A 24811-nucleotide genomic window follows, 5' to 3' on the forward strand; every position below is an offset into this window, starting at 1 on the left:
TTTTATGGGGAAACCGACACTGTGCGCCAGTCATCATCTTCCGGAGCAAGTTCCCCATGGCACGCACCCATATCCTCGGCTTTCCCCGCATCGGCGAACGCCGCGAACTGAAATTCGCCCAGGAGGCGTTCTGGCGCGGCGAAAGCAGCGAAGCCGCGCTGCGCGAAACGGCCGCGCAACTGCGCCGCCGCCACTGGCAACTGCAGGCCGAACGCGGCCTGGACACCGTGGCCACCGGCGACTTCGCCTACTACGACCAGATGCTCAGCCTCACGGCCCTGCTGGGTGCCTTGCCGCGCCGCTTCGGCTTCGAGCCGGCGCAGCTGACGCTGACGCAGTATTTCGAGCTGGCGCGCGGCAACCGCGAGCAGCCGGCAATGGAAATGACCAAGTGGTTCGACACCAACTACCACTACCTGGTCCCCGAGCTGGATGCCGATACCACCTTTGACGGCGGCCCGGCGTGGTTCTTCGAGGAAACCGACGAAGCGCTCGCGCAAGGCCTGCGCGCGCGCCCGGTGCTGGTGGGTCCGGTCACCTACCTGTGGCTCTCCAAGAGCCACGTGGCCGGCTTCGATCGCCTCTCGCTGCTGCCGAAGCTGGTGCAGGCCTACCGCCGCATCCTCGGCCAGCTGAAGGCGCGTGGCATCGAGTGGGTGCAGATCGACGAGCCCGCGCTCTGCCTGGACCTGGAGCCCGCATGGCTCGACGCCTTCGACAGCGCCTACGAAGGCCTGCGCGACGCGGGCCCGAAGCTGCTGCTGGCGACGTACTTCGACACCGCCGCCGACCATGCCGCGCGCGCCGCCGCACTGCCGGTCGACGGCTTCCATATCGACCTGGTGCGCGCACCGGGCCAGCTGGCCGCATGGCAGGCCATACTGCCGGCGCATGCCGTGCTGTCCGCCGGCGTGATCGACGGCCGCAATATCTGGCGCACCGACCTGCGCCGCGCGCTCGACACGCTGCGCCCCGTGCAGGCGGCGCTCGGCGATCGCCTGTGGCTGGCGCCGTCCTGCTCGCTGCTGCATGTACCGGTGTCGCTGGCGCATGAAGTACGCCTCGATGCCGAATTGAAGTCGTGGCTGGCCTTCGCCACCGAGAAGCTCGACGAGGTGCAGGTGCTGGCGCGCGCGCTCGACGAGGGCGATGCCGCCGTCGCCGGGCAGCTGGCAGCGTCCGACGCCGTGCAGGTCTCGCGCCGGCAATCGCTCCGCGTGGTCAACCCGCGCGTGCAGCAACGCCTGGCCGCCGTGACCGCCGACATGGCTCGCCGCGCCAGCCCGTTCGCAGAGCGCATCGAGCGCCAGCGCGAGGCGCTGCAGCTGCCGCTGTTGCCGACCACCACTATCGGTTCGTTCCCGCAGACCGCGGCCATCCGCCAGACCCGTGCGGCCTTCAAGCGCGGCGACATCGGCGCCCTGGAATACCTGGAGCGCATCCGCGCCGAAATCGCGCTGGCCGTGCGCAAGCAGGAGGAGCTGGGCCTCGACGTGCTGGTCCATGGCGAGGCCGAGCGCAACGACATGGTCGAGTATTTCGGCGAGCAGCTGTGCGGCTACGGCTTTACCGGGAATGGCTGGGTGCAGAGCTATGGCTCGCGCTGCGTCAAGCCGCCGGTGATCTACGGCGACGTGTACCGTCCGGAGCCGATGACGGTAGACACCACCCGCTACGCGCAGTCGCTGACCGAGCGGCCGATGAAGGGCATGCTCACCGGTCCCATCACCATGCTGCAATGGTCGTTCGTGCGCGACGACCAGCCGCGCGCCACCACCGCACGCCAGCTCGCGCTGGCCATCCGCGACGAGGTGTGCGACCTGGAACAGGCCGGCATCCGCGTGATCCAGATCGATGAACCCGCGCTGCGCGAAGGCCTGCCGCTGCGCCGCGGCGACTGGGATGCGTACCTGGACTGGGCGGTCACCGCTTTCCGCCTGTCGGCAAGCGGCGTCAGGGACCAGACCCAGATCCACACGCATATGTGCTACGCCGAGTTCAATGACATCCTGCCGTCGATCGCGGCGCTGGACGCCGACGTGATCACCATCGAGACTTCGCGCTCGGCAATGGAACTGCTGGAAGGCTTCGGCGACTTCGACTACCCGAACGAGATCGGGCCCGGTGTCTACGACATCCACTCGCCGCGCGTGCCGTCGGTGCAGGCGATGGAGCGGCTGCTTGACCGAGCCTGCGAGGTGGTGCCGCCGCAGCGACTGTGGGTCAATCCTGACTGCGGCCTGAAGACGCGCGGCTGGGAAGAAACCGAGGCGGCGCTGGCCAACATGGTCAGTGCGGCGCGTGCGCTGCGCGAGCGCTGGTCCAGCCCCGGCAGGATGGCGTGGAAGCGGGTCGGCAAGCCGGCCGGCCATGTCGCCGCGGCGCCGGCAGGCGGCACTGCCTGCACCGCGTGCGCGACGCACTCGCACTGAGCAAACCGCGCAACTTCCGCGCAATCAGACAATAAAGGCCGCATGCCACCAGGCATGCGGCCTTTATTTCTTGCCCGGGCAGCGCCGCGTCAGTTCGTCCGCATCACCGCCGGCGGCATCCAGCTGCCGTCAAGCAAGGCCTGCTCCGGCCAGTACGCGCGCAGCATCATGTTCAGTCCATCGGGCGGCGCCGGCAGCCAGTTGGCGGCCCGGGAACCGGCCGGGCGCTCGTGCTGGATATAGATGTCGAGCGAGCCGTCGCGGTTGTAGCGCAGCCGGTCGCGGCTGCCGATGGCGTAGCGCTGGATCGGGTTGGGGATAAATGCCTGGCGGTCGTTGTAAAGCGTCAGCGACCAGAACGCCCGCGCCGGCGGCAGCTGGTCCTTGTCGAAATGCAGCACGTAGCGCGCGCCGCCCTGCAGCGGCGTGCCGTCGGCATCGGTGCGTGTCGACGCGTAGATCGCATCCTCCGGCAGGTTGGCGCCCAGCCCCACCCACGCGGTCACGGCGCGGCGGGCGTAGTTGGTGCCATAGTTGCCGAGATCGCGGTGCATGACCCAGCCGTTGCCCGCATCGGCATTGCCCTTGCGCGCGCCCTGCGCGATCGTTGCCAGCGCCGCGGTCGCGCCTTCCTGCACCGCGCGCGCGGTCGACGGTTCCATCACTGTGGTCTTGAACGGCACGCCGGGGCTGATGCCCATGCGGCGCACTTTCTCCACCATGGCGCTGTCGGCCGCCGCAGGCGGATTAGCCGGCAGCAGCGCGGCGAAACGCGTGAAAAAGGCCTGAGCGTCCATCGCCGCGACCTGCTCCACCGGCGAACTCTGCGTGTCGACCGCAGCGGCGCGCGGCGCGGGCCGGTCAGGCACGCGGCGGCCACCGCCCCATGCGGACAGCGGCGTCAGCCGGTACTGGTCCTGCAGCCGGTGCACGGCGGGGAGATCTTTCTTGCCGTTGACCTGGGTACGGCCGATCAGCCAGACCATCGACGTCGGCGAGCGGATTTCCTGCACGCCCTTGGGCAGCGTGCCGCGCCAGTCGGGTCCGGTAATGGCGAAATTGCCGCGACGGGTACCGGTGGTGCGCTTGCCCGGCGAGGCAAACACATTGGTCCACGCATCCATCAGCGGCATCAGGTAATAGCGCCCTTGCGTGTCGGGCACGGACAGGATCACCGGCTCGCGCGACAGGTCCAGCCACGCCGACGAATACAGCGTATCGGCATTGGGGCTGACCACGTCGGTGAAGCTGGCGTCCGGGAACGTGCGCTTGTGGGCGAAGGTGTTGACCGGCGTGCGCAGCGTCATCAGCTCGCGCGTCACGTCCATCAGCACCAGCGGATAGGCATAGGTGAAGACCTCGGCCGACAGGGCCTTCATGGCCTGGTCGGACGGCGGCTGTTCGGCGGCGACGGCCTGGACTGTGGCTGTATCCGGCGCGCTGGCGCAGCCGGACAGCATGACGGCGAGCGTGACCGCGCTCGCCATAAGACGAAATGAAGGCTTCATGACCCCGTTCCCGATTCTTGCGACCTGTCCTGGGATTGCGGCTATGACTGCCGGCATGTCGTCCCGGAGGCGCATGTGTTTGCTCCCGCATCTTGTGCCTCCCCTTGCGCCGTGTCAATTCCTTGCACGCAGGTGAGCGAGGGCGATCACACTAAAGGTGGTTGCTGGAGCGAAACATGGATGATAAGGCACCGCCACAGCGGGAGGGAATCACCCGATCGGAAGCCAGGATCCGGGCGCGATACCAAGCCTCGGTACCGACCGCTCAATAGCGCATCTGCACATCGTCGACCTTGCCCGTGCGCGCGTTGTACAGGCAGGCATAGTGGAAACCGATCGCCGACGAACTGTCGTCGGGCTCGAACACACCTTCGCCGTTGACCGACGTCTGCGCGTTAGGACGCTGGTAATACTGCTCGCGATCGGACATCAGCATGACGCTGCCCGGTTGCGGATAGCGGCGCTTCAGCGCTTCGGCGACGGCCGGCTCGCAGGCGACAGAGGCCGCCCTGCTCACCGTCTGGGCATCGACCGTGATGCGCGTGGTGGCGGGCGGGACGCGGCGCGGCGCGGTTTGCGGCGGCGTCTCGCAGGCGGCCAGCAGGCACGCCAGCGGCAGGCACAGCATTGAAGCTCGGATCACGCGGACCTCCTCCCAACGGAAGCGCGCACTGGCGCCCTCCCAAAAAGTGAAGCGGAGCTATCAGATTAATGCCTTCGAGCGGAAAAGCCAAAGCCGGCCACGCCGGGCAGCCCCAGTCGCCCCCCGGATTTGCCCGCGATTGCGAATCTGTCAACGCGGCTACACTATCGGCTCCCGGCGCCGGCGCGCAGCGCGCGGCGCCGCAAGACACCACGATGCCGACACAATGACAACCACAGAGACAAGCGGCGCACGCCCTGCCACCACCGCCATTCCCGCGCCATTGCTGCGCAATGCCGCCAGCCTGCTGGTCGTGCGCGACGCGCCCGCCGGCATGGAAGTCCTGCTGGTCCGCCGCGTCGAGCGCGCCAACGACCGCAGCAGCGGTGCCTATGTGTTCCCCGGCGGCACGCTCGACGCACTGCACGACAAGGCGCTGCATGCGCATGCCCACGGCCTCGACGACATCGCCGCGAGCGAGCGCCTGGGGCTGCCTGCTGGCGGCCTGGACTTCTATGTTGCCGCGGTACGCGAATGCTTCGAAGAAGCCGGCCTGCTGTTCGCCTATGGCAGCGACGGACGCCTGCTGCCTGCCGATGCCCTCGACGCCGGACAACAGGCGCTGCTGCGCGCCGCCGTGCAGCGCGGCGGACCCGGCCTGGCGCATGCATGCGCGCAACTCGGGCTGCGGCTGGCGGCCGACCGGCTGGCCTACCACAGCTACTGGCTCACGCCGCCGGGCCTGCCCAAGCGCTTCGATACGCGTTTCTTCGTCGCCATCGCGCCGGAAGGCCAGGAGGTAATCGCCGATGGCAACGAGATCGTCGAACACCGCTGGATCCGCCCTGCCGAAGCCGCCGATCCGGCCAGCGGCCTGCCGATGATGCACGTCACGCGCCGCACGCTGGCAGCGATCGCGCAATTCGACAACGCCGAGGCCTGCTTTGCGTATGCGGCGCAACTGCGCGGCATCGCCTGCATCATGCCGCGCCTGGCCACCGGCGCCGCAGGCGTGCGGCCGGTGATGCCCAACGAGGCGTGCTATGCCGAGATCGGCCGCATCGACCCCGAAGGCCGGCACCATGGCCGTTACGAACTGTGCCCCGGCTTGCCGGTGCAACTGTCCGAGCGCGTCTGGCGCTTAACTGCGAACAACGGCAGCGTGATGACCGGCCCCGGCACCAACACCTACCTGGTCGGCGGCGGCGCGCGCAACGAATGGGCCGTGATCGATCCCGGCCCCGACGATGCCGAGCATGTGCGCGCCATCCTGGCCGCGGCGCCGGGTCCGATCCGCTGGATCTTCGCCACGCATACGCACCTCGACCATTCGCCCGCGGCGGCAGCGCTGCAGGCTGCGACCGGCGCAACCGTGCTGGGTCGTGGCGCGCCGGCAGGCCAGTGGCAGGACGCGAGCTTCGCGCCGCAGCGCGAACTCGCGCACGGCGAGCGCATCGCCATCGGCGATGGCTGCATGCTGCGTGTCTGCCATACGCCGGGCCACGCGTCGAACCACCTGTGCTACCTGCTCGAAGAAGAAAAGACGCTGTTCACCGGCGACCACGTGATGCAGGGCTCGACGGTCGTGATCGGACCGCCCGACGGAGACATGCGCGCCTATCTTGATTCGCTGGCCGCCTTGCAGGAAGAAGACCTGGAATGGCTCGCCCCCGGGCACGGCTTCCTGATCGCACGTCCACAGGACGCGATCCGCCTGCTGGTCCGCCACCGGCTGCAGCGTGAAGCCAAGGTCGCGGCCGCGCTGCGCGAACTTGGGCCCGCGCCGATCGAAGCGCTGGTGCTGCGTGTCTATGACGACGTGCCGCCGCGCATGCACCCGGTCGCGCAGCGCTCGCTGCTGGCGCACCTGCTCAAGCTGCGCGATGAAGGCAAGGCACGCGAATCGGACGGGGATTGGTCGGAGATGATGGCGTAAGCGGTCCGCAAAAGTTTTTTTCGCGGACCCCTTGCGCAATCCCGAAATTCCGCTACAATTCGGCCTCTCGTGTGCGGCTGTAGCTCAGTTGGATAGAGTACTTGGCTACGAACCAAGGGGTCGTGGGTTCGAATCCTGCCAGCCGCGCCACCTATGCAGAAAGGAAAAGGGCTTCCGGAAACGGAAGCCCTTTTTTCATGGCGCCTCTGCGCGAAGGACGCGCACCACTGTGCGCAAGCGCTCGCCGCCACTCTGAAACTACCACCGGTACCTCGCGCCGACCGTACCTCCCGGATTGCGCCCCGCCTTCACCTTGAACCACAGCTTCACGCCGGTTGCCGTGTTGCCGTGCGCGCCAATATTGAACGAGAACAGCCCGCGCAGCAGGTCGGCATCGATCTTCGTGCCGTTGATGTTGATGCTTTGCTTGCGGCTGTCCTGCCACCAGTCGGCTTCAACGAACGGATAGATGCCGGCCAGGCGTGTCGGCTGCGCGCCATAGAGCCGTATGCCGATGCCGGTGGCACTGGAATCGCCGGGCATGCCCTGCGCCTGCACGCCGCTGACCGGCGACATGCCGGGCTGGTAGGCCAGCTGCAGTCGCGGCTGGATCGTCAGGCCGCCGGCGCGCGGCACCACTGCATCGACCGCCAGCGCCATGGTGCGCACGCGGCTGTCGACAAAGCCGCCGGCGCTGGTGACATCGTCCATGTGCAGCGTCAGGCGGCGCGGGCGATCGGCCACGGCGACGAGATCGCGGTCCACGGCGGCCAGACCCGGCGCGTCGTCGTCCGGCCCCGCTCCCCTTGCCAGCGGCAATGACGACGAGGGCTCCGGCGCTCGCGTCGCGTACTCGATGGTGACGGGTTCGGGGGCACTGCTGAAGAATGCGGGCGCGCCGGCCGGCATGTCGGCGCCGGCCACCAGCGTCTCGGGTGCCTCGGCGACCGGCGCTGGCGCGGCCTGCGCCTGCAGCGGCTGGTCCCAGCCGAAGACGCCCTGGCTGTCCGCAACCCTTTCGGGAACCGCATCATCCGCGTGGGCCAGCGCACACATCAGCACGGCCAGGATGCTGCAGCATTGCAGGTGATGCAGGATCGGACCCGGATGCGCGGCACACGGGTGCCAACCGGAGCAAGACCCCGCCTCCCTCTCTCTCGATGATGACAAGACCATAGTCATGGCAACCACCTTCGGACGTTATATCTGCCTGCCCGATGAGCTTGAGCATAGGTCAATCCGACCGCTTGCGTAAGCCGGGAATGTTGGTGAGCGCGCGATGGCAATGGCGCGCGCGGATGACAGCGGCGCGCGCGGCACACATCGGCACCAGACGGCGCCGCCGGCGCGGATCAAGGCGCGGTGGAATCGCGCGCGTGCGCGAGCGGCTGCAGCACGGCGCGCGCCGAGATCGACCGGCTGGCCGATCGCCCACTTGCGGAACGCGACATGGAAGCAATCCGCCAGGCCATCGAAAGCAGGTTCGACGTGGTCGACATGCTGCAGCCCGCCATCGCCTGGCAAGCGCGCGAGCTGTCCGCGTGTCACGAGGGCCTCGCCGCTCCCGCGCTGCCCGGCAAGATGCCGGGCGAGCTGCGCGAGTATGGCGGACGCATTGCCACGCAGATCATGGCACCCGTCGCGGCACAGCAGCCGATGCCGGTGCAGAGCCTGGGCGATGCCACGGCGCTCGCGGGCGGCTGCTCGAACTGTGGCAGCTGGCCGGGCCTGCGTACGACATGTCCGGCAACTCGCCCGCGCTGGAACACGCCTACGCCGACACGAATCATCGGTTTTTCGGACAGGATGTGCGGCGCTCGCAATCAGTCCGGTGCGCATGCCCGGCGACAGGCCCCTCCAGGTGACGGCCCGTTTCGGCGTCGCGATCGGGCACGGCGGGCCACGTCATTGGCAACAGCTGTTCGCCGCGGCCGATGCGGCGATGTACCGGGCCAAGGCAGAGGGGCGCAATTGCGTGCGCGAAGCGCAGGGCGAAGAAGGGGGCCCTGCGGCCTGAGCTCGCCACCGGGATTTCGATCGACGGGACCTCTGCGACCAGGATCCGAGGCCGTAAACGACGAAAGGCTCGCTTGCGCGAGCCTTTCCGAAAATTGGTGCCCAGAAGAGGACTCGAACCTCCACAGTGTTGCCACCGCTAGGACCTGAACCTAGTGCGTCTACCAATTCCGCCATCTGGGCTTCGTTTCGCTGCATTGCTGCTGCGATGCGAAGAAAAAGATTATGCCGCCCGTACCCGACGCTGTCAACACCCTCAAGCAAAAATCTGTGCAGGCATGCGGCATGGATCTGGCGTGAACCGGGTGCAAGCCAATTATTGAGCACCACTCCCGCGCATGAAATCCACCTGCGCCGGCCGTCCGGGCAATTGCAAAGCCGCCGTCGCCGGCGGCGTGCCGGCGATGGTCTTGCCGGCACGCAGCACGCGCAGGCGCGTGGCACGCAGCCGGATCGCCTCGACCGGGTCGCGCGCCTGCAACAGCACCAGGTCGGCCCGGCAGCCCGGCGCGATGCCGTAGCCGTCCAGGCCAAGGATTTGCGCCGGCGTCGCGGTCACCGCGGCAAAGCAGGCACGCACCGCCTCCTGCCCCGTCATCTGCGCCACGTGCAGGCCCATGTGCGCGACCTCGAGCATGTCGCCCGAGCCCAGGCCGTACCACGGGTCCATCACGCAGTCGTGGCCGAACGCGACCGGCACGCCCGCCGCCAGCAGTTCGGGCACGCGCGTCATGCCGCGGCGCCTGGGGTAGCTGTCGTGCCTGCCCTGCAGCGTGATGTTGATCAGCGGGTTGGCGATCGCCGCGACGCCGGCCTCGCGCATCAGCGGGATCAGCTTGGACACGTAGTAGTTGTCCATCGAGTGCATCGAGGTCAGGTGCGAGCCGGCCACGCGGCCATGCAGGCCGAGCCGCACCGTCTCGCTCGCCAGCGTCTCGATATGGCGCGACAACGGGTCGTCGCTTTCGTCGCAATGCATGTCGACGCGCAGCCCGCGCTCGGCCGCCAGCTCGCACAGCAGCCGCACCGATTCCGCACCCTGCGCCATGGTGCGCTCGAAATGCGGGATGCCGCCGACCACGTCGACGCCCATATCGAGCGCGCGCGTCAGGTTCTGCATCGCGCCGGGCGCGCGCAGGACGCCGTCCTGCGGGAACGCCACCAGTTGCAGGTCGAGGTAAGGACGCACGCGCTCGCGCACGTGCAGCAGCGCTTCCACCGCGAGCAGGCGCGCGTCGCAGACGTCGACATGCGAGCGGATCGCCAGCAGCCCGCGCGCCACGGCCCAGTCGCAGTAGGCCAGTGCGCGTTCGACCAGCGCTTCCTGCGTCAGCATCGGCTTGAGTTCGCCCCACAGCGAAATGCCTTCGAGCAGAGTGCCGGACTGGTTCACGCGCGGCAGCCCGTACGACAGCGTCGAGTCCATATGGAAATGCGCGTCGACGAACGGTGGCGTCACCAGCTGGCCGGCGGCATCGATTTCCTCGGCGGCCCGCGCGGCCAGTGCGGGTTCCACCGCGGCGATGCGGCCATTGGCAATGCCGATATCGATGCCGGTGCGCCCGTCGGGCAGGTTGCAGTGCCGCAGGATCAGGTCGAGCATGGGGTGTCTTTACGGGAACGGTCCGGACAAGGTTCTGACGGTAAGCACGGCGCATGATCGCATGGCCGCGCGAGGCGCAGGCAGCGCGCGTGCGGACGAGGCGCTCATCCCTGCCCGTCGGCCAGCACCTGCATGGTCATGGCCTCGGGTGCGAGGCCGCAGCCGCGCAGCAGCAGCGCCACCAGATGTTCGGTCGCCTGCGCATAGTCCTGCCGACCCAGCCGGCTCACGCCGAGCACGGCGCAGACCTGCGACTCGAAATCGGCATAGGTCTGCGTTGCGGCCCAGATGGTGAAGAACAGGTGCTGCGGGTCCACCGGCGCCATCTGGCCGCTGTCGATCCAATGCTGCACCACCGCGGCCTTGCGCGCCACCAGTTCGCGCAACGCATGGCGCAGGATCTCGCCGATCTCCGGCGCGCCGTGCAGCAGCTCGTTGGCGAACACGCGCGAGGCATCGGGATGGCTGGCAGACAAGCGCATCTTGGCGCGGATGTACTGCTCCAGCGCCACCTGCGGCGGAAGTTCGGCGCGAATGATATCGGTCTCGGACAGCCAGAGCTGCAGCGTGTGGGCCAGCACCGCGCGGTACAGCGCCTGCTTGGTGCGGAAGTAGTAGTGCAGGTTCGACTTGGGCACGCCGGCGCGCGTCGCAATCTCGGCCATGGTGGCGCCGGCAAACCCGGCGCGCGCGAACACGTACTCGGCCGCGCGCATGATCATCGCCTGGTTCTCCTGCCGGATGCGGCCGGCGGGACTTTCGTGCGCAAGCTGCGCGCCGTGCATCGGCAGCGGCCGGGGCGATGGGGCGCTGGCGCGCGGGTCCATCACCGTGTGCCGTAGAGGCGGTCGCCGGCATCGCCCAGGCCGGGCACGATATAGCCGTGCTCGTTGAGCGTCTCGTCGATCGCGGCGGTGACGATCCCCACTTCGGGATGCGCGGCACGCAGCGCGCGCAAGCCCGGACGCGAGGCGATCAGGCACACGTATTTCATGGTGGTGACGCCCGCCTCCTTCAGCCGGTTCAACGCAGCAATGGCCGAGTTGCCGGTGGCCAGCATCGGATCGACCACGATGACCATGCGCTCCTGGATATCCTCCGGCATCTTGAAGTAGTACTCGATCGGCTCGAGCGTCTCGGGGTCGCGGTACAGCCCGATATGGCCGACGCGCGCCGCCGGCAGCAGCTCCAGCATGCCGTCGATGAAGCCATTGCCGGCACGCAGGATCGACACCAGGCACAGCTTCTTGCCCGACAGCACGCGCGACTGCGTCGGCGCGATCGGGGTGCGGATGGCGATGGTCTCCATCGCCAGATCGCGCGTGGCTTCGTAGGTCAGCAACTGGCTGATCTCGCGCACCAGGCGCCGGAAATTGTCGGTGGTGGTTTCCTCGCTGCGCACCAGCGTGACCTTGTGCTGCACGAGCGGATGGTTGACGACCAGCACGCCGGGCATGCCTTCGGCGTCGTCGTCGCGGGTGACTACCGCGGAAACAGCGGCGGAAACAGCGGCGGGAACAGCGGCGGGAACAGCGGACATGTCGTTCATGGGGACGCTCCTGATGCCATGTTTGGTGCCACGTTTTCCAACGCAAACCTTGCCGATTGCGGACAATCGCGGCGGGCGCGCGAAGGCGCCCGCCGTGCTCAGAACACGGTGCCGTCGCTGATGATGCTGAACGGCGGCGCACCGCCCGCGCGCCGCTTGGCGGCAATGCGCCGGCCCGCGGCCCAGGTGCCGCCCTCCAGCACGCGCGCCAGCGGGAAGTCGGCTTCCGCCAGCCCCAGCGCCTGGCGCACGCCATCGGCCACCAGGTCCAGGCCGGTCACCGTCAGCGCGCGCCATTCGACGATCACGGGCTCGTCCACCGCATGCGGCTCGGCGGCAAAGGACGCATCGCGCGGCACCATCAGTTCGAAGTCGAACAGAAGGCCGCCGTTGCGGTATTCGGGCAGCCCGGTCAGCGCATCCAGCCCGGTGACCGTCAGGCCCGCGTCCTCCAGCGGTTCCAGCAGCGAATAAGTCAGCCACTGCGTGAGCTTGTGGAATGGCACCAGCCCGCCGGGCGCGGCCGGATGGCGCCAGCAATCGCCCAGCGACACACCCTCGATCACGATGCGCCCCGGCCATACCGGTCCCAGCCCCACCAGCAGCGTGCGCAGCAGGAAGCTGGCATCGAGCCGGTCGTTGACCGCATGCGCCTTGAGGTAGTCGAACAGGTTGCCCAGCCGCGCGGGCCGCCCGAACAGGGCGGGCGTCGCTTCCATTACCTCGCCCAGCCGGCGCAACAGCCCGGCGCGCCCTTCGAGCCCTACCAGCGGGTTGTGCTGCGCGACCTGGAAGGCGTGGGCGATACTGTCTGCATCGATGCGCTGCAGCCGCTCGGCATCCGCGCGCAGCGGATCGCCGGGCGCCGCGGAGAAGCCGCCGCGCGCGAACAGGACGAAGCTGGCCACGCCCAGCCCCTCGGAGCGGGTCAGCACCAGGTCGCTGGCCGGATCGCGGTAGCGCCAGTCGGGGCCAGCGCCGGCGTCGAGCAGTACGCTCGGGATCACCAGGTCGATGCCGATGCGCGCGCGCTCTTCGCGGTGCTCAGGCCCGCTCAGGCCGGCGCGCTCGCACAGCACCTGCCAGCGGTCGACGCGCTGGTCGACGCCGCCGCTCTCGAAGTGGCGCCAGCGGCTGTGGTAAGGCACCTGGAGGTCCGGATAACGCTGCCGGATGGTGCTGGCCACGTAGTCTGCGATCGCGTGGACACGGTCGGGATGCCAGGTAAACAACTCGGACGCGCCGCTGGCCACATGCTCGGTGACCGCCGCGCAATGCGTGCGCACCGCTTCCGCGCACAGCAGCGCGGAAGCGGGATGCCCTTCCGGCACCGGGCTGAGCCAGCCCCCGCCCGGACGCATTTCCTCGCCTGCTCCCCGACGGTCCATGCCGCCACGATCCTCTTCGGGATACATTGTCATTCGTTCAACCCCCTGCCCTTTGCCAGGGCCAGTTCATCGGCATCCGGCGGCGTGTAGCGCGTAAAGTAGCCGGCCGCCACCTTGGCGTCGATCTCGACACGGGCGTCGGCGGGGATCAGGGTTTCGGGGATCGCCACCTGCTCGACCACCTCGATCCCCTGCGCCACCAGCGCGCCATGCTTCATGTTGCTCATCGACGCCCAGCGGTCGATGCGGCGGATGCCCAGCCAGTGGAACACATCCGGCATCAGTTCCTGGAAACGCATGTCCTGCACGCCTGCCACGCATTCGGTGCGGGCAAAGTAAGTCTCGGCCCGGTCGCCGCCGGCCTGCCGCTTGCGGGCGTTGTAGACCAGGAACTTGGTCACCTCGCCCAGCGCGCGGCCTTCCTTGCGGTTGTAGACCACCAACCCGACACCACCCTGCTGCGCCATCTCGATGCACACCTCGATGCCATGTGCCAGGTACGGCCGGCAGGTACAGATGTCTGACCCGAACACGTCGGATCCGTTGCATTCATCGTGCACGCGGCAGGCCACTTTTGTCTCGGGCTTGCCGAGTTGACTGACGTCGCCAAAGAAGTACAGCGTCATGCCGCCGATGGGCGGCAGGAACACTTTCAGGTCGGGCCGCGTGACCAGTTCCGGGAACATGCCGCCGGTCTGCTCGAACAGGCCCCGCCGCAACGCGCTCTCCTTGATGCCGAAGCGCGCCGCCAGCCCCGGCAGGTACCAGACCGGATCGACCGCCGCCTTGGTCACGCGCACGTCGCCATTGGCATAGAGGATGCTGCCGTCCGGCGTCAGTCGGCCGGCAGCCATCGCCGAGATCAGTTCGGGCATGTTGATATGCGCGCGCGTGATCGCGATGGTCGGGCGGATATCCACGCCCGCAGCGATGCGGTCGGCGAAGACGGAGGAAACGAGATGGCCCCAGGGATCGAGCGAGACGATCTTTTCCGGATCGGCCCATTGCGGGTGCGGGCCGATCGACTCGGCGGGGGCGGTATCGGTGAGGTCGGGACGATGGTCGCGCTGCAGCGAACCGGAGGCCACCGCCAGCGCGCGGTAGATGGCATAGGCGCCGGCATGGGTGCCGATCACGTTGCGCTGCGCGGGATTCGCCAGGCTGGCGATCACTGGTCCGCGTTCGGCGGCGGTGGGCGCACCCCAGTGGATCGGCTCGGCCGGCTTGTCGCGGCGCGCGTGCGAAGTGAGGACGATATGATCGGACATGGCACCCTCGGTTCCCGATGGAATCCTGACCAAATGGTCAGGTTTACACTTCCATACTAGGCAACGTCCATGCCATCGCCCAATGCCGGTTTACGCGAGTTTTGCCGCACTCTGTTTGGCGCCGTACGCAACCGGGGCGGCATCCATGCACGCAGGACGTGCCGGCAGCATGACACCGCCAGTGCGCGCGCACCAGCAGGAGGCATCTGCCGCGCGCGCAGGGGTTGCAAGCCTTACACGGTAGGACGGCTCGCCGAGCCGCGCGAGTCGGACAGCCATGCCCACGCCGCGCGCAGCGCCGCCAGCGGGCTTGCGCTTTCCACGTAACGATGGAACAGCGCACCGGCAACGTTGCTCAGCGCCCACGCAGCCGCCATGCCCAGCGCGTTCAGCACCGGCTGCCCCGGCGCAAGATTCGACACCAGCGCATTGACCAGCAGGCATACCGGGAAGTGCACCAGGAAAACCGAATAGGAAATGCGCCCGAGGAAGCCGACCACATGGCCGCGCGGCCAGCGCTCCATCCAGCCGCCGCGGCGGGCCGCCGCCAGCAAGAGCGCGGTGGCCAGCGCCACGGCGATACGCAGGCGGAAATCGACGATCAGCGCCGCCAGCGCTACCGCGCCGAGCACCAGCAGCGGCATGGCCGACCGGCCCGGGTTCGAGGCCCACCATGCCAGCGTGCCCATGCCATAGGCGCCGAAGAAGTACACCGCCCAGATATCCCAGGCGGCATCGCGGTTGAACCAGAACAACGATGCGGCCGCCAGCAGCGCGACCACGCCGATGCCGGCAGCCGCGCCCGCCTGCGCCTGGCGCGGCGCCAGCGCGCGTGCGGCCCATAGCGCCAGCAGCAGCAGGCCGAACAGCTGGAGGTCGATCGCGACGTACCAGACACCGGCCGAGAGCGCATCGACGTCCAGCACGTTATGCAGCAGCGTGAGGTGCGCCACGAACTGCGTCAGCTGCGGAGGCGCCGGGATCGATTCATGGATCATCCACTGCCGCGCCAGCGCGGCGCCCGCAATGCTCAGCAGCAGCGCGGCGGCGAAAGGTACCACCAGCTTCAGGTAACGGCGCCACAGCATTGCCAGCGGATGCTCGAGGATTTCCAGTCGGCCGTGCGGCGCCAGGCTGCGCGCCGCGAGGAAGCCGCTGATCACCAGGAACACCTGGACCGCGATGCGGGCGTAGTCGTACAGCCAGTCCACCAGCCCCGGGGCAAGGCGGTATGCGGTGTCCGACATCGGGCCGTAGAAGGCGAGGTGATGCAGCACGATCAGCTGGGAACTGACCGCCTTGAGCGCGTCGATGCAGGGCAGGCGTGACGGACGGGGGCTCATTGTTCTTGGAATCTGACAAAGCGCACGAAAGGCGCGATTCTACCTGCTTACCCTGATTGACATGTGGCGCTGTATCCACAAATTGCGGAATGGTTACACACTGGCAGCGATTGTTGCCCTTTGCCTGCTTTGGGTTTCCATGTCTCACCAGAGAGGCATTTGCTTATGACGACTTTATCCTTCGCCAAGCGAAGTCTGGGGTATACCCTAGCGTCTTTGCCGCGCCGCCGGCCAGCTACCCGGTTTCCCGAATGTCCGTCTCTGTCCTGTCTTCCCTGCTTGCCCGCTTGTCCGACGCGCGCCGCCCCCTGGCGGCGCTCGCCTTCGGCGTCATGGCCTCCGCGCTGACACCGTCTGTGGCCAATGCCCAGTCGCAAACCCCCGTGCTCGACAAGATCCGTGATTCCGGCACCATCGTGCTGGGCTATCGCGAATCGGCGCTGCCTTTTTCCTTTGCGGATGACAAGGGCCAGCCGGCCGGCTACGCGGTCGAGCTGTGCCTGCGTGCTGCCGAAGCGGCGCGCCAGAAGCTCGGCCTGAAAGAACTGAAAGTGCGCTGGATGCCGCTGACGCCGCAGAACCGCATTCCCGCCGTGGTCAACGGCCTGGTCGATCTCGATTGCGCCCCCAACACCAACTCGCTCGAGCGCCAGAAGCAGGTGGCCTTCAGCGTTTCGCACTATGTCTCGACCGTGCGCATGCTGGTTCGCGCGGACTCCGGCATCCGCACCTTCGGCGACCTGCGCGGCAAGACCGTGGTCACCAGCGCGGGCTCGACCGGCGACCGTCACGTGCGCCGCCTGAAGGACCAGTATGGCTACCGCGACGTTTACGCCAAGGACCACGGCGAGTCGTTCCTGCTGCTGGAATCCGGCCGCGCCCAGGCCTTCGTGATGGACGACGTGCTGCTCGCCGGGCTGCGTGCGCGCGCCAAGGATCCGTCGCAGTTCGTGATCGTGGGCCCGTCCCTGTCGATCGAGCAGAACGCGCTGATGCTGTCCAAGGCCGACCCGGAATGGAAGCGCCTGGTCGACCAGGCACTGGCCACGGCCTTCACCGGCCCGGACGTGATCGCGCTGCAGAAGCGCTGGTTCCAGCAGCCCATCGGCAGCCGCGGCATCAACCTGGCGCTGGCGCCGTCGGGCGAGGTGCGCGCGGCGTGGAAGCACCCGTCGGACGCCGTCACCGAGTAACCCCGGTCACACCGGGAGGGCCCCACCGCAAACGGTCCGGGGCCGCAATTCAGGGTTTCCATGAGAGTGCCGCGCCGGGCAAGCCCCAAGTTGACAGCGACAAACGATGTTGGCGACACTGGCCCGAGCCATCCCCGCGTGGGACAGGCCACATACTCGACCGCCCGACGGCGGCATTTCTCAGGAGAAACCATGAACAAGTTTGTCGCGACCGCGATCGCGCTCTGCCTTGGCGCTGCCTCGCTGGCCGTTCACGCGCAGGGTACCGGCAAGAAGCAGTTCGATCCGTATTCCCAGGGTGCCAAGTCGGGCGAGAAGTTCGACCCGTACTCGCAGGGTGCGAAGTCCGGCGACAAGTTCGATCCGTACAGCCAGGGCGCAAACAAGAGCACGCGCAGCGACCTGAACCCCGCCGCACCGGCCACCGAGCCGAAACCGGCCAAGAAGTCGTCCAAGCAGAAGGCCAAGAAGAAGGCCGCTCCGGCGCAGGCCGCCAGCTGAACGGCAACGGCTAAAGCGAAAAACCCGCCTCGGCGGGTTTTTTTGCGCCCTGCGCCGGCCAAAGCCTGCTCAGGGCTGTACAACGTCTGTTCAAGGCGCCTGCGTGTCACGCTCCAGCGCCGTGACGTCGATGCGCTGCACATTGCCATCCTGCCGCACCTCGGTGCGCAGCACGAAGGCATCGGACGGGCAATACCAGTCGGTCACGTGCATCACCGAGGGTTCGACCTGCACGACTTCCTCGCCCACGATCACCGGCCCCAGCGACGTGCGCTTCTCATAGGTGATCGGCAGGCACTCCTTGCGCCCCATGACGGTCTCTATCATCTGGCGGCGGCCAACCTGGCGCGAACCGATATGGATCGATGCATGCAAGGCGCGCATGGAGCTGACCACTTCGTCGGAGCCCAGGGGATAGACCTTCAGCGACACGCTGGACTGGAACATCTCGCCGTCGAGCGTGCTGCCTTCGCGCAGGTCCATGCCGGCGTAGTTGAAAACGCCCTTGCCCCGGAACGAGGCTTCACCATACATGCGCGCATAGCGCGCGCGGGCATTGATGATGGCATGCTGGCTTTCGATGCTGGTCTGGTCATTCGGCGTGCGCCGGTCGATCACGACCTCGTGCACCTGCTCCATGATGACTGGCGGCCCCATCAGCGCCGACATCGCGGACTTGGAACTGACCGTCAGTTGCGCGCGGCAACCGGATGCGCTGCGGCCGACGTCGCGCAGAGTCATGCGGATCGACATCGGCAGGGCGCCGTCGCCCTCCATCTGCACATGCGAGCCGGAGCGGAACCACGGTGCGTTGCAGAGCACCGCCGCTGCCGACGCGGCCATCTGCGTGGCCGCCACCTGCGCGGCGGCGCTGACCGCGGTCGCCGCAGCACCAGTAGACGGGGCCGGCTGCGCCGCCGCCGGCATGGCCAGCACCATGCCTGCCAGCGTGGCAAGGTTTGCAAGCCGTTTTTGCTGCGCCTTTGTCTTCACATGAATCCCTGTCTAGAATGTCTTGGCGCCCCGATCGCGCCCGGCCTGCCAGACGTCCCCTGGCCATTCAGATTATTCGTGTTTTTCGTGCAAGTGGCTATCTCGCTGACCCTAAGCGGCGGCTTGCGCCACCGTCTGCGACCGCCGGGCTGTTCCCGTGTACCGGCCCGCGCGCGGGCCCACAGGAGGTCCCATGCTTCAGTACTACGCGAAACTGTGGTGGGTGGTCGCCCTGCGCGGCCTGTTTGCGCTGGTATTCGGCGTCTGCGCGTTCTTCGCGCCGATCGCCACGCTGGCCGCGCTGGTGATCGTGTTCGGCGCGTTTGCCGCGGCCGACGGGCTGATGGCGCTGGTCATGGCCATCTCCGGCAAGGATCGCGAGACCAGCGATCGCTGGATCCTTGCGCTGCAGGGCCTGCTGGGTCTCGGCGTGGGCGCGCTGACTTGGTTCAGCCCGGCCATCACCGCGCTGTCGCTGCTGGTCTATATCGCGGTATGGTCGCTGGCCACCGGCGTGCTGCAGATCGTCGCCGCGATCCGGCTGCGCAAGGAGATTCCCAACGAGTGGTGGCTGATCCTGACCGGGCTGGTCAGCATCGCCTTTGCCTTCCTGGTGCTGTGGCAGCCGCTCGCTGGGGCGCTGGCGGTGCTGTGGATGATCGGCGCGTGGGCCATCGTGTGCGGCATCCTGCTGATCGGCGTCGCGTTCCGCCTGCGCCGCGCGCGTCCTGCCGCAGCAGGCATCCAGGCCGCCTGAACTCGACCCTGGGGCCACCCTGCGGCCCACCAGCGACCGCCCGCCGTCAGATCGCGGCGACTCGAGGTGCACTCCGCCGCCGTGCTACCATTGCCCGCCGCGCGTGGCCCTGCCGCGGCTGTGGCGTCCCGGACGCCCGGCAACGGCCATCGGCGTGGCCATCCCGCATGGTGTTCGGCTTGCCTTGGCCAGGCCGCCGGCTGGCTGTCCACCAAATGACGGCACGATGCGTTGTGATGGCTTCCCGTCGTCGCGCACCCACGCAAGACCATCCCAATCCGTCGTTTTTCCAGGAGTTCTATGCGTAGTTCATCGACCTCGCGGTATGCCGGGCTGTCCGTTGGTGCCGCCACCACCAGTGCTGTCTTGCTGGTCAGCCTTGCCATCCTGCTGGTCTGGTTCGGCACGCTCGACATGCGCCACCTGCTGCGCTCCGACGAGGGCCGCTACGCCGAAATCGCGCGCGAGATGTTTGTCACCGGCGACTGGGTGACGATCCGCTATCACGAACTCAAGTACTTCGAGAAGCCGCCCTTCCACCTGTGGGTGACCACGCTGGCCTATACGCTGTTTGGCGTCGGCGACTGGCAGGCGCGCCTGTGCGTGGCATTGTCCGGCCTGCTTGGCCTGGGCGTGACCATGCTGGCCACGGCACGGTGGTACGGGCAGCGCGTGGCGCTGCTGGCCGGGCTGGCGCTGCTGGCGGCGCCGATGTGGAATGTCGCCGGGCATTTCAATTCGCTTGACATGACCCTGGCCGGCGCCATGGCGTGCGTGCTGGGCTGCATGCTGATCGCGCAGCACCCGGACGCCACGCCCGCAGCGCGCCGCAACTGGATGCTGGCGTGCTGGGCTGCCATGGGCGTGGCGGTGCTGGTCAAGGGCCTGGTCGGGCTGGCACTGCCCGGACTGGTGCTGGTGGTCTATACCCTCGCCACGCGCGATCTGGGCCTGTGGCGCAGGCTCCATCTGCTGGCCGGCACGGCGGTTCTGCTCGCGGTCACCGTGCCGTGGTTCTGGCTGGTGTCGGTGCGCAACCCTGAATTCCCGCATTTCTTCTTTATCCACGAGCACTGGCAGCGCTATACCTCGCATGTCCACCAGCGCGAAGGCGCGATCTGGTTCTTCGTGCCGCTGCTGCTGGCCGGATTCCTGCCCTGGCTTGGGCTGGCGCCACAGATGTGGCAGGCGGTGCGCGAGCGCGCCGGCGTCGCGCGCGGCACCTCGCCGCGGCCTTTCCAGCCTGCGCTGCTGGCGGCGCTATGGGCCGTGGCGATCTTCGTGTTCTTCAGCCTGTCGGGTTCCAAGCTGCCGGGCTATATCGTGCCGATCTTCCCGGCGCTGGCGCTGCTGGCTGGCGTGGCGCTGGATACGGTCACGGAACGCGCGTGGCGCTGGCAGGTCAATGCCGTGATTGCACTGGGCGTGATCGGGCTGCTGGCGTGCCCCTTCGTTGCCATGCTGGACAAGCCGGGCACGCCCAATGCCGTATACCGCGAATTCACCTTCTGGATCGCCATTGCCTTTGCCATCATGCTGGCCGGGGCCGTGGCTGCCCGGCGGCTGCTGCGAACGCGCGGCGTGTTTCCCAGCATCGTGGTGTACGCACTGGCGATGTTCGCCTGCTGCACGGTGGCGCTGCGTGGCCACGAGGCGATGGGACGGCCCAGTTCCGGCGCAGACCTGGTGCCGGCGATCAATGCGGTGCTGACGCCGCAGATGCCGCTGTACAGCGTCGGCATGCTCGACCATACGCTGCCGTTCTACCTGCGCCGCACCGCCATCATGGTCGCGCACCGGGACGAACTGGCGTTCGGCATCGGGCAGGAGCCGCGGAAGTGGATCCCCACCATCGACGGCTTTGTCTCGCGCTGGCAGGACGGCCAGCGCGCCGTGGCGATCATGATGCCCGAAACCTACAAGATGCTGGCGGCGCGCGGCGTGCCGATGCACCGGATCGCCGGCGATCGCCGGCGCGTGGTGGTCGCCAACTTTGCACTGCCGGGCGAGGGCCCGCACGCGCCATCCCAAGGACAGTAACCCTGCACGACCCGGCGCCATGACGCTTTCGACTTTCCTGTTTATCGTTACCGGCGTGCTGCTCAATGCAGCCGCCCAATTGCTGCTCAAGGCCGGCGTCAACGCCATCGGCGCGATCACGCTGGATCGCGGCACGCTGCTCGTCACGGCACTGCGCGTGCTGACGCAATGGCCGGTGCTGGCCGGCCTGACGCTGTACGTGGTCAGCGTCGGCGTGTGGATCGTGGGACTGTCGCGCGTGGACGTGTCGGTCGCCTACCCGATGCTGTCGCTCGGCTACGTGGTCAACGCGCTCGCCGCCTGGTGGCTGTTCGGCGAGATGATCGGGCCCTTGCGCGTAGCCGGCATCCTGCTGATACTGGCTGGCGTCTTCCTGATCGCACGTTCCTGAGCGCACCGCCCTGGCTGCCTGCCCTACCTTGCCGACCGGGACCGATACTTCGTGGATTTTTCGCCGATTCTTCGTCGATTTTCGTTTTTTAGCCCATGACCACTCCTGCCTCCGACTTCCTGCCCTTTGTCCGGCCTGAAATCGATGCTGCCGCCATTGCCGACGTGGGCAAGGTGCTGGCGTCCGGGTGGATCACCTCCGGGCCGAAAATGCATGCCTTCGAAGCCGCGCTGTCGGACCTGTTCGGCGGACGCCCGGTGCGCACCTTCGCCAACGGCTCGGCGACGATGGAAATCGCGCTGCGCATTGCGGATATCGGCCCCGGCGATGAAGTCATCACCACGCCGATCACCTGGGTCGCCACCGCCAACGTGGTGATCGCGGTCGGCGCGCGCCCGGTGTTCGTCGACATCGACCCGCGCACGCGCAACCTGGACCTGGACGCGGTCGAGGCGGCGATCACCCCGCGCACGCGCGCGATCATGCCGGTGTACCTGTCGGGCCTGCCGGTCGACATGGACCGGCTCTACGCCATGGCTTCGAAACATGGCCTGCGCGTGATCGAAGACGCCGCGCAGGCGATCGACTCGCGCTGGCAGGGCCGGCGCATCGGCGCCTTCGGCGACCTGGTCAGCTTCAGCTTCCAGGCCAACAAGAACATCACCACCATCGAGGGCGGCTGCCTGGTGATGAACACGCCGGAAGAAGCGGTGCGCGCCGAACGCCTGCGCTTGCAGGGCGTGATCCGCACCGGCATGGACGGCATGGACGTGGAAGAACCCGGCGGCAAGTTCAACCTCACCGACGTCAATGCCGCCGTCGGCCTGGCCCAGCTCGGCAGCCTCGACACCATTACCGCGCGCCGCGCCGAACTGGCCGAGGCCTACTTCCGCTGCGCCGCCGATCACGGCCTCGCCGGCCTGGGCATCGAGTTGCCGCAGCCGCTCGATGCCCAGGCCGCCACCACCAACTGGCACATGTTCCAGGTGGTGCTGCCGACCGGGCGCCTGCAGGGCGGTCCGGCGCAGGCGCGCCAGCGGGTCATGGAAGCCCTGCGCGAGCGTGGCATCGGCACCGGCGTGCACTACCCGCCCATCCACCTTTTTTCCTACTACCGCTCGCTCGGCTGGCGCGAAGGCATGCTGCCGCATGCCGAACGCATCGGGCGCGGCATCGTCACGCTGCCGCTGTTCCCCGCGATGCAAGCCGCCGACGTCGAGCGGGTCTGCGAAACCCTCAGCGAAACATGCAAACGTCTCTCCAAATAAGCCCGGTCGAAGTTTCGGTAGTCATTCCGGTCTACAACGAAGAAGACGGGCTGCAAGCCCTGTTCGACCGCCTCTATCCGGCGCTGGATGGTCTCGGCGACTCTTACGAGGTCATCTTCATCAACGACGGCAGCACCGACCGCTCGGCGGCCCTGCTGGCCGCGCAGTTCCACAAGCGCCCGGACGTGACCCGGGTGGTGCTGTTCAACGGCAACTTCGGCCAGCATATGGCGATCCTGGCGGGCTTCGAGCATACCCGCGGCAAGATCGTGATCACCCTCGACGCCGACCTGCAGAACCCGCCGGAAGAAATCCCGCGCCTGGTCGAAGCGATGCGCGCCGGCCACGACTACGTCGGCACCATCCGCCGCCAGCGCAACGACACCGCGTTCCGCCGCTACGCGTCGCGCGCGATGAACCGGCTGCGCGAGCGCATCACCAAGATCCGCATGACGGACCAGGGCTGCATGCTGCGCGCCTACGACCGCAACGTGATCGACACCATCAACGCCTGCCGCGAGGTCAACACCTTTATCCCCGCGCTGGCTTACACCTTCGCGTCGAATCCCATCGAGATCGAGGTCGGCCACGAGCAGCGCCATGCGGGTGAATCGAAGTATTCGCTGTACCAGCTGATCCGCCTGAATTTCGACCTGGTGACCGGCTTCTCGATCGTCCCGCTGCAGTGGTTCTCGGCAATCGGCACGATCCTGTCGCTGTTCTCCGGGGTGCTGTTCGTGATGCTGGTGCTGCGCCGCTTTGTGCTGGGCTCGGAAGTGCAGGGTGTGTTCACGCTGTTCGCCATGAACTTCTTCCTGATCGGCATCCTGCTGTTCGGCGTGGGCCTGCTGGGCGAGTACGTCGGCCGCATCTACCAGGAAGTGCGCGGCCGCCCGCGCTACCGCATCCAGGCGGTGCTGGAAAAGGCTGACCCGGCGCACGCCATCCGCACGAACCTGGAGCCATGATGCGCGCCGTCGTCTTCGGGTACCACAATGTCGGCGACCGCTGCCTGCGCGTGCTGCATGCGCGCGGCGTGGAAGTGGCGCTGGTCATCACGCACCGCGACCGTCCCGACGAGAACATCTGGTTCCGCCGGGTCGCGGATACCGCCGCGGAACTGGGCCTTCCCTTTGTCTACGGCGAGGATCCTGCCGATCCCGCGATCGCGCAGGCAGTGCGCGATGCGCGCCCGGACGTGATCTTTTCCTTTTACTACCGCGCGATGATTCCGGCGGCAGTGCTGGCGCTGGCCCCTGGCGGCGCCTTCAACATGCACGGCTCGCTGCTGCCGAAGTACCGTGGCCGCGTGCCGGTGAACTGGGCCGTGCTGCACGGAGAGACCGAAACCGGCGCCACGCTGCATGCGATGGAGGCCAGGCCCGACGCCGGCTATATCGTCGACCAGAGCGCCGTGCCGATCCTGCCGGACGACACCGCCGGCGAAGTCTTTGAAAAGGTCACAGTGGCCGCCGAGCAGACCCTGTGGCGTGTGTTGCCGGCGATGATCGCCGGACAGACGCCGCGGCGGCCCAACCGGCTTGCGGAAGGCAGCTATTTCTCGGGGCGCAAGCCGGAAGATGGCCGCATCGACTGGAGCCAGCCGGCTGCCAGCGTCTACAATCTGATCCGCGCGGTCGCGCCGCCCTACCCCGGCGCGTTCACCGAGGTCGCCGGCCAGCGCTTTATCGTGGCGCGCGCGCGCCGCCTCCAGGCCGGCAGCGCCGCAGACGGGTTGCCGCCCGGCCTGCATGTGCATGACGGCAGGCTTGTTGGCGTATGCGGAGATGGCGGCGCGGTGCTCGTGACCGAATTGCTGGCGCATGACGGGGCGCCGGTCACGCCCGATACCTTTTCCCAGATTCTCATAAAACAAAGCAACGAGGAACACCGATGAAAAAGGTCCTGATTCTCGGCGTCAACGGCTTCATCGGCCATCACCTGACGCGCCGCATCCTGGAAACCACGCCGTGGGAGGTCTA

22 protein-coding genes and 2 tRNA genes are annotated in these 24811 nt (G+C 67.7%); 12 read left to right on the forward strand and 12 right to left on the reverse strand.

Annotation, left to right across the window (positions count from 1 at the left end; genetic code table 11):
- Positions 1-56: 56 nt before the first annotated feature.
- Complete coding sequence (gene metE / locus J8I82_RS06605) at positions 57-2432, forward strand: 5-methyltetrahydropteroyltriglutamate--homocysteine S-methyltransferase (protein WP_209755519.1); 2376 nt, start codon at positions 57-59, stop codon at positions 2430-2432.
- Between the two features lie 89 nt (positions 2433-2521).
- Here metE and J8I82_RS06610 read toward each other — a convergent pair whose 3' ends face one another.
- On the reverse strand, positions 2522-3940 hold the full coding sequence (locus J8I82_RS06610) for a DUF1254 domain-containing protein (RefSeq protein WP_209755521.1): 1419 nt from the start codon (positions 3938-3940) through the stop codon (positions 2522-2524).
- 265 nt (positions 3941-4205) lie between these two features.
- Complete coding sequence (locus J8I82_RS06615) at positions 4206-4583, reverse strand: short-chain fatty acid transporter (protein ID WP_209755523.1); 378 nt, start codon at positions 4581-4583, stop codon at positions 4206-4208.
- A gap of 226 nt (positions 4584-4809) precedes the next feature.
- Between J8I82_RS06615 and J8I82_RS06620 the strand changes: the two genes are divergently transcribed.
- Both J8I82_RS06620 and J8I82_RS06625 read left to right on the forward strand, forming a co-directional pair.
- Complete coding sequence (locus tag J8I82_RS06620; protein ID WP_209755526.1) at positions 4810-6519, forward strand: MBL fold metallo-hydrolase; 1710 nt, start codon at positions 4810-4812, stop codon at positions 6517-6519.
- A 73-nt stretch (positions 6520-6592) separates the two neighbouring features.
- Positions 6593-6669: transfer RNA gene (locus J8I82_RS06625), tRNA-Arg, on the forward strand.
- 108 nt (positions 6670-6777) lie between these two features.
- Here J8I82_RS06625 and J8I82_RS06630 read toward each other — a convergent pair.
- Together J8I82_RS06630 and J8I82_RS06635 are read right to left on the reverse strand one after the other, a co-directional pair.
- Positions 6778-7701, reverse strand: coding sequence for a hydrolase (locus J8I82_RS06630; RefSeq protein ID WP_209755528.1), 924 nt, complete (start codon positions 7699-7701; stop codon positions 6778-6780).
- A 170-nt stretch (positions 7702-7871) separates the two neighbouring features.
- On the reverse strand, positions 7872-8018 hold the full coding sequence (locus J8I82_RS06635) for a hypothetical protein (protein ID WP_209755530.1): 147 nt from the start codon (positions 8016-8018) through the stop codon (positions 7872-7874).
- Between the two features lie 338 nt (positions 8019-8356).
- On the opposite strand from J8I82_RS06635, the gene J8I82_RS06640 reads away from it, so the two are divergent.
- A complete protein-coding gene (locus J8I82_RS06640; RefSeq protein WP_245179475.1) occupies positions 8357-8536 on the forward strand; it encodes a diguanylate cyclase domain-containing protein in 180 nt (59 codons plus the stop codon).
- 95 nt (positions 8537-8631) lie between these two features.
- On the opposite strand, the gene J8I82_RS06645 is transcribed toward J8I82_RS06640, so the two are convergent.
- The 7 genes from J8I82_RS06645 to J8I82_RS06675 all read right to left on the reverse strand — a co-directional run bounded on the left by J8I82_RS06645 (position 8632) and on the right by J8I82_RS06675 (position 15686).
- Positions 8632-8718 (reverse strand) — tRNA-Leu (locus tag J8I82_RS06645).
- A gap of 133 nt (positions 8719-8851) precedes the next feature.
- Complete coding sequence (locus J8I82_RS06650) at positions 8852-10138, reverse strand: amidohydrolase family protein (RefSeq protein WP_209755535.1); 1287 nt, start codon at positions 10136-10138, stop codon at positions 8852-8854.
- Positions 10139-10242: 104 nt separating this feature from the next.
- Positions 10243-10965, reverse strand: a complete 723-nt coding sequence (locus tag J8I82_RS06655) for a TetR/AcrR family transcriptional regulator (protein WP_209755537.1) — start codon at positions 10963-10965, stop codon at positions 10243-10245.
- On the reverse strand, positions 10965-11687 hold the full coding sequence (gene upp / locus J8I82_RS06660) for a uracil phosphoribosyltransferase (protein WP_431831530.1): 723 nt from the start codon (positions 11685-11687) through the stop codon (positions 10965-10967). The genes J8I82_RS06655 and upp overlap by 1 nt, the downstream gene beginning before the upstream one ends.
- Before the next feature lie 98 nt (positions 11688-11785).
- On the reverse strand, positions 11786-13108 hold the full coding sequence (locus J8I82_RS06665) for a URC4/urg3 family protein (RefSeq protein ID WP_209755540.1): 1323 nt from the start codon (positions 13106-13108) through the stop codon (positions 11786-11788).
- Positions 13105-14343 carry a GTP cyclohydrolase II gene (locus J8I82_RS06670; protein ID WP_209755542.1) on the reverse strand — a complete coding sequence of 413 codons (1239 nt, stop codon included), beginning with the start codon at positions 14341-14343 and terminating at the stop codon, positions 13105-13107. Before J8I82_RS06670 ends, J8I82_RS06665 begins: the two co-directional genes overlap by 4 nt.
- 233 nt (positions 14344-14576) lie before the next feature.
- The gene (locus J8I82_RS06675; protein WP_209755544.1) at positions 14577-15686 is read right to left on the reverse strand and encodes an acyltransferase family protein; all 1110 of its coding nucleotides are present in this window, start codon (positions 15684-15686) and stop codon (positions 14577-14579) included.
- A gap of 251 nt (positions 15687-15937) precedes the next feature.
- On the opposite strand from J8I82_RS06675, the gene J8I82_RS06680 reads away from it, so the two are divergent.
- Both J8I82_RS06680 and J8I82_RS06685 read left to right on the forward strand, forming a co-directional pair.
- Positions 15938-16879 (forward strand): amino acid ABC transporter substrate-binding protein, encoded by a 942-nt coding sequence (locus tag J8I82_RS06680; protein WP_209755546.1) that lies wholly within the window; start codon positions 15938-15940, stop codon positions 16877-16879.
- Between the two features lie 192 nt (positions 16880-17071).
- Complete coding sequence (locus J8I82_RS06685; RefSeq protein ID WP_209755548.1) at positions 17072-17380, forward strand: amino acid ABC transporter permease; 309 nt, start codon at positions 17072-17074, stop codon at positions 17378-17380.
- 90 nt (positions 17381-17470) lie between these two features.
- Here J8I82_RS06685 and J8I82_RS06690 read toward each other — a convergent pair whose 3' ends face one another.
- Positions 17471-18373 carry a hypothetical protein gene (locus J8I82_RS06690; RefSeq protein WP_209755550.1) on the reverse strand — a complete coding sequence of 301 codons (903 nt, stop codon included), beginning with the start codon at positions 18371-18373 and terminating at the stop codon, positions 17471-17473.
- Between the two features lie 193 nt (positions 18374-18566).
- On the opposite strand from J8I82_RS06690, the gene J8I82_RS06695 reads away from it, so the two are divergent.
- The 6 genes from J8I82_RS06695 (at position 18567) to J8I82_RS06720 (ending at position 24726) form a co-directional block, all read left to right on the forward strand.
- Complete coding sequence (locus tag J8I82_RS06695; RefSeq protein ID WP_209755552.1) at positions 18567-19130, forward strand: HdeD family acid-resistance protein; 564 nt, start codon at positions 18567-18569, stop codon at positions 19128-19130.
- A gap of 300 nt (positions 19131-19430) precedes the next feature.
- A complete protein-coding gene (locus J8I82_RS06700; protein WP_209755554.1) occupies positions 19431-21170 on the forward strand; it encodes a glycosyltransferase family 39 protein in 1740 nt (579 codons plus the stop codon).
- Positions 21171-21189: 19 nt separating this feature from the next.
- Entirely contained in the window at positions 21190-21561 is a 372-nt protein-coding gene (locus J8I82_RS06705; RefSeq protein WP_029049238.1) for an EamA family transporter, read from the forward strand.
- 95 nt (positions 21562-21656) lie between these two features.
- Positions 21657-22829, forward strand: coding sequence for a DegT/DnrJ/EryC1/StrS family aminotransferase (locus J8I82_RS06710; RefSeq protein ID WP_209755556.1), 1173 nt, complete (start codon positions 21657-21659; stop codon positions 22827-22829).
- Entirely contained in the window at positions 22808-23797 is a 990-nt protein-coding gene (locus J8I82_RS06715) for a glycosyltransferase (RefSeq protein WP_209755558.1), read from the forward strand. Before J8I82_RS06710 ends, J8I82_RS06715 begins: the two co-directional genes overlap by 22 nt.
- Entirely contained in the window at positions 23797-24726 is a 930-nt protein-coding gene (locus tag J8I82_RS06720; protein WP_209755595.1) for a formyltransferase, read from the forward strand. The genes J8I82_RS06715 and J8I82_RS06720 overlap by 1 nt, the downstream gene beginning before the upstream one ends.
- The last annotated feature ends 85 nt before the right edge of the window (positions 24727-24811 follow it).

It is taken from the genome of Cupriavidus consociatus (assembly GCF_017814975.1).
Classification (GTDB): domain Bacteria; phylum Pseudomonadota; class Gammaproteobacteria; order Burkholderiales; family Burkholderiaceae; genus Cupriavidus; species Cupriavidus consociatus.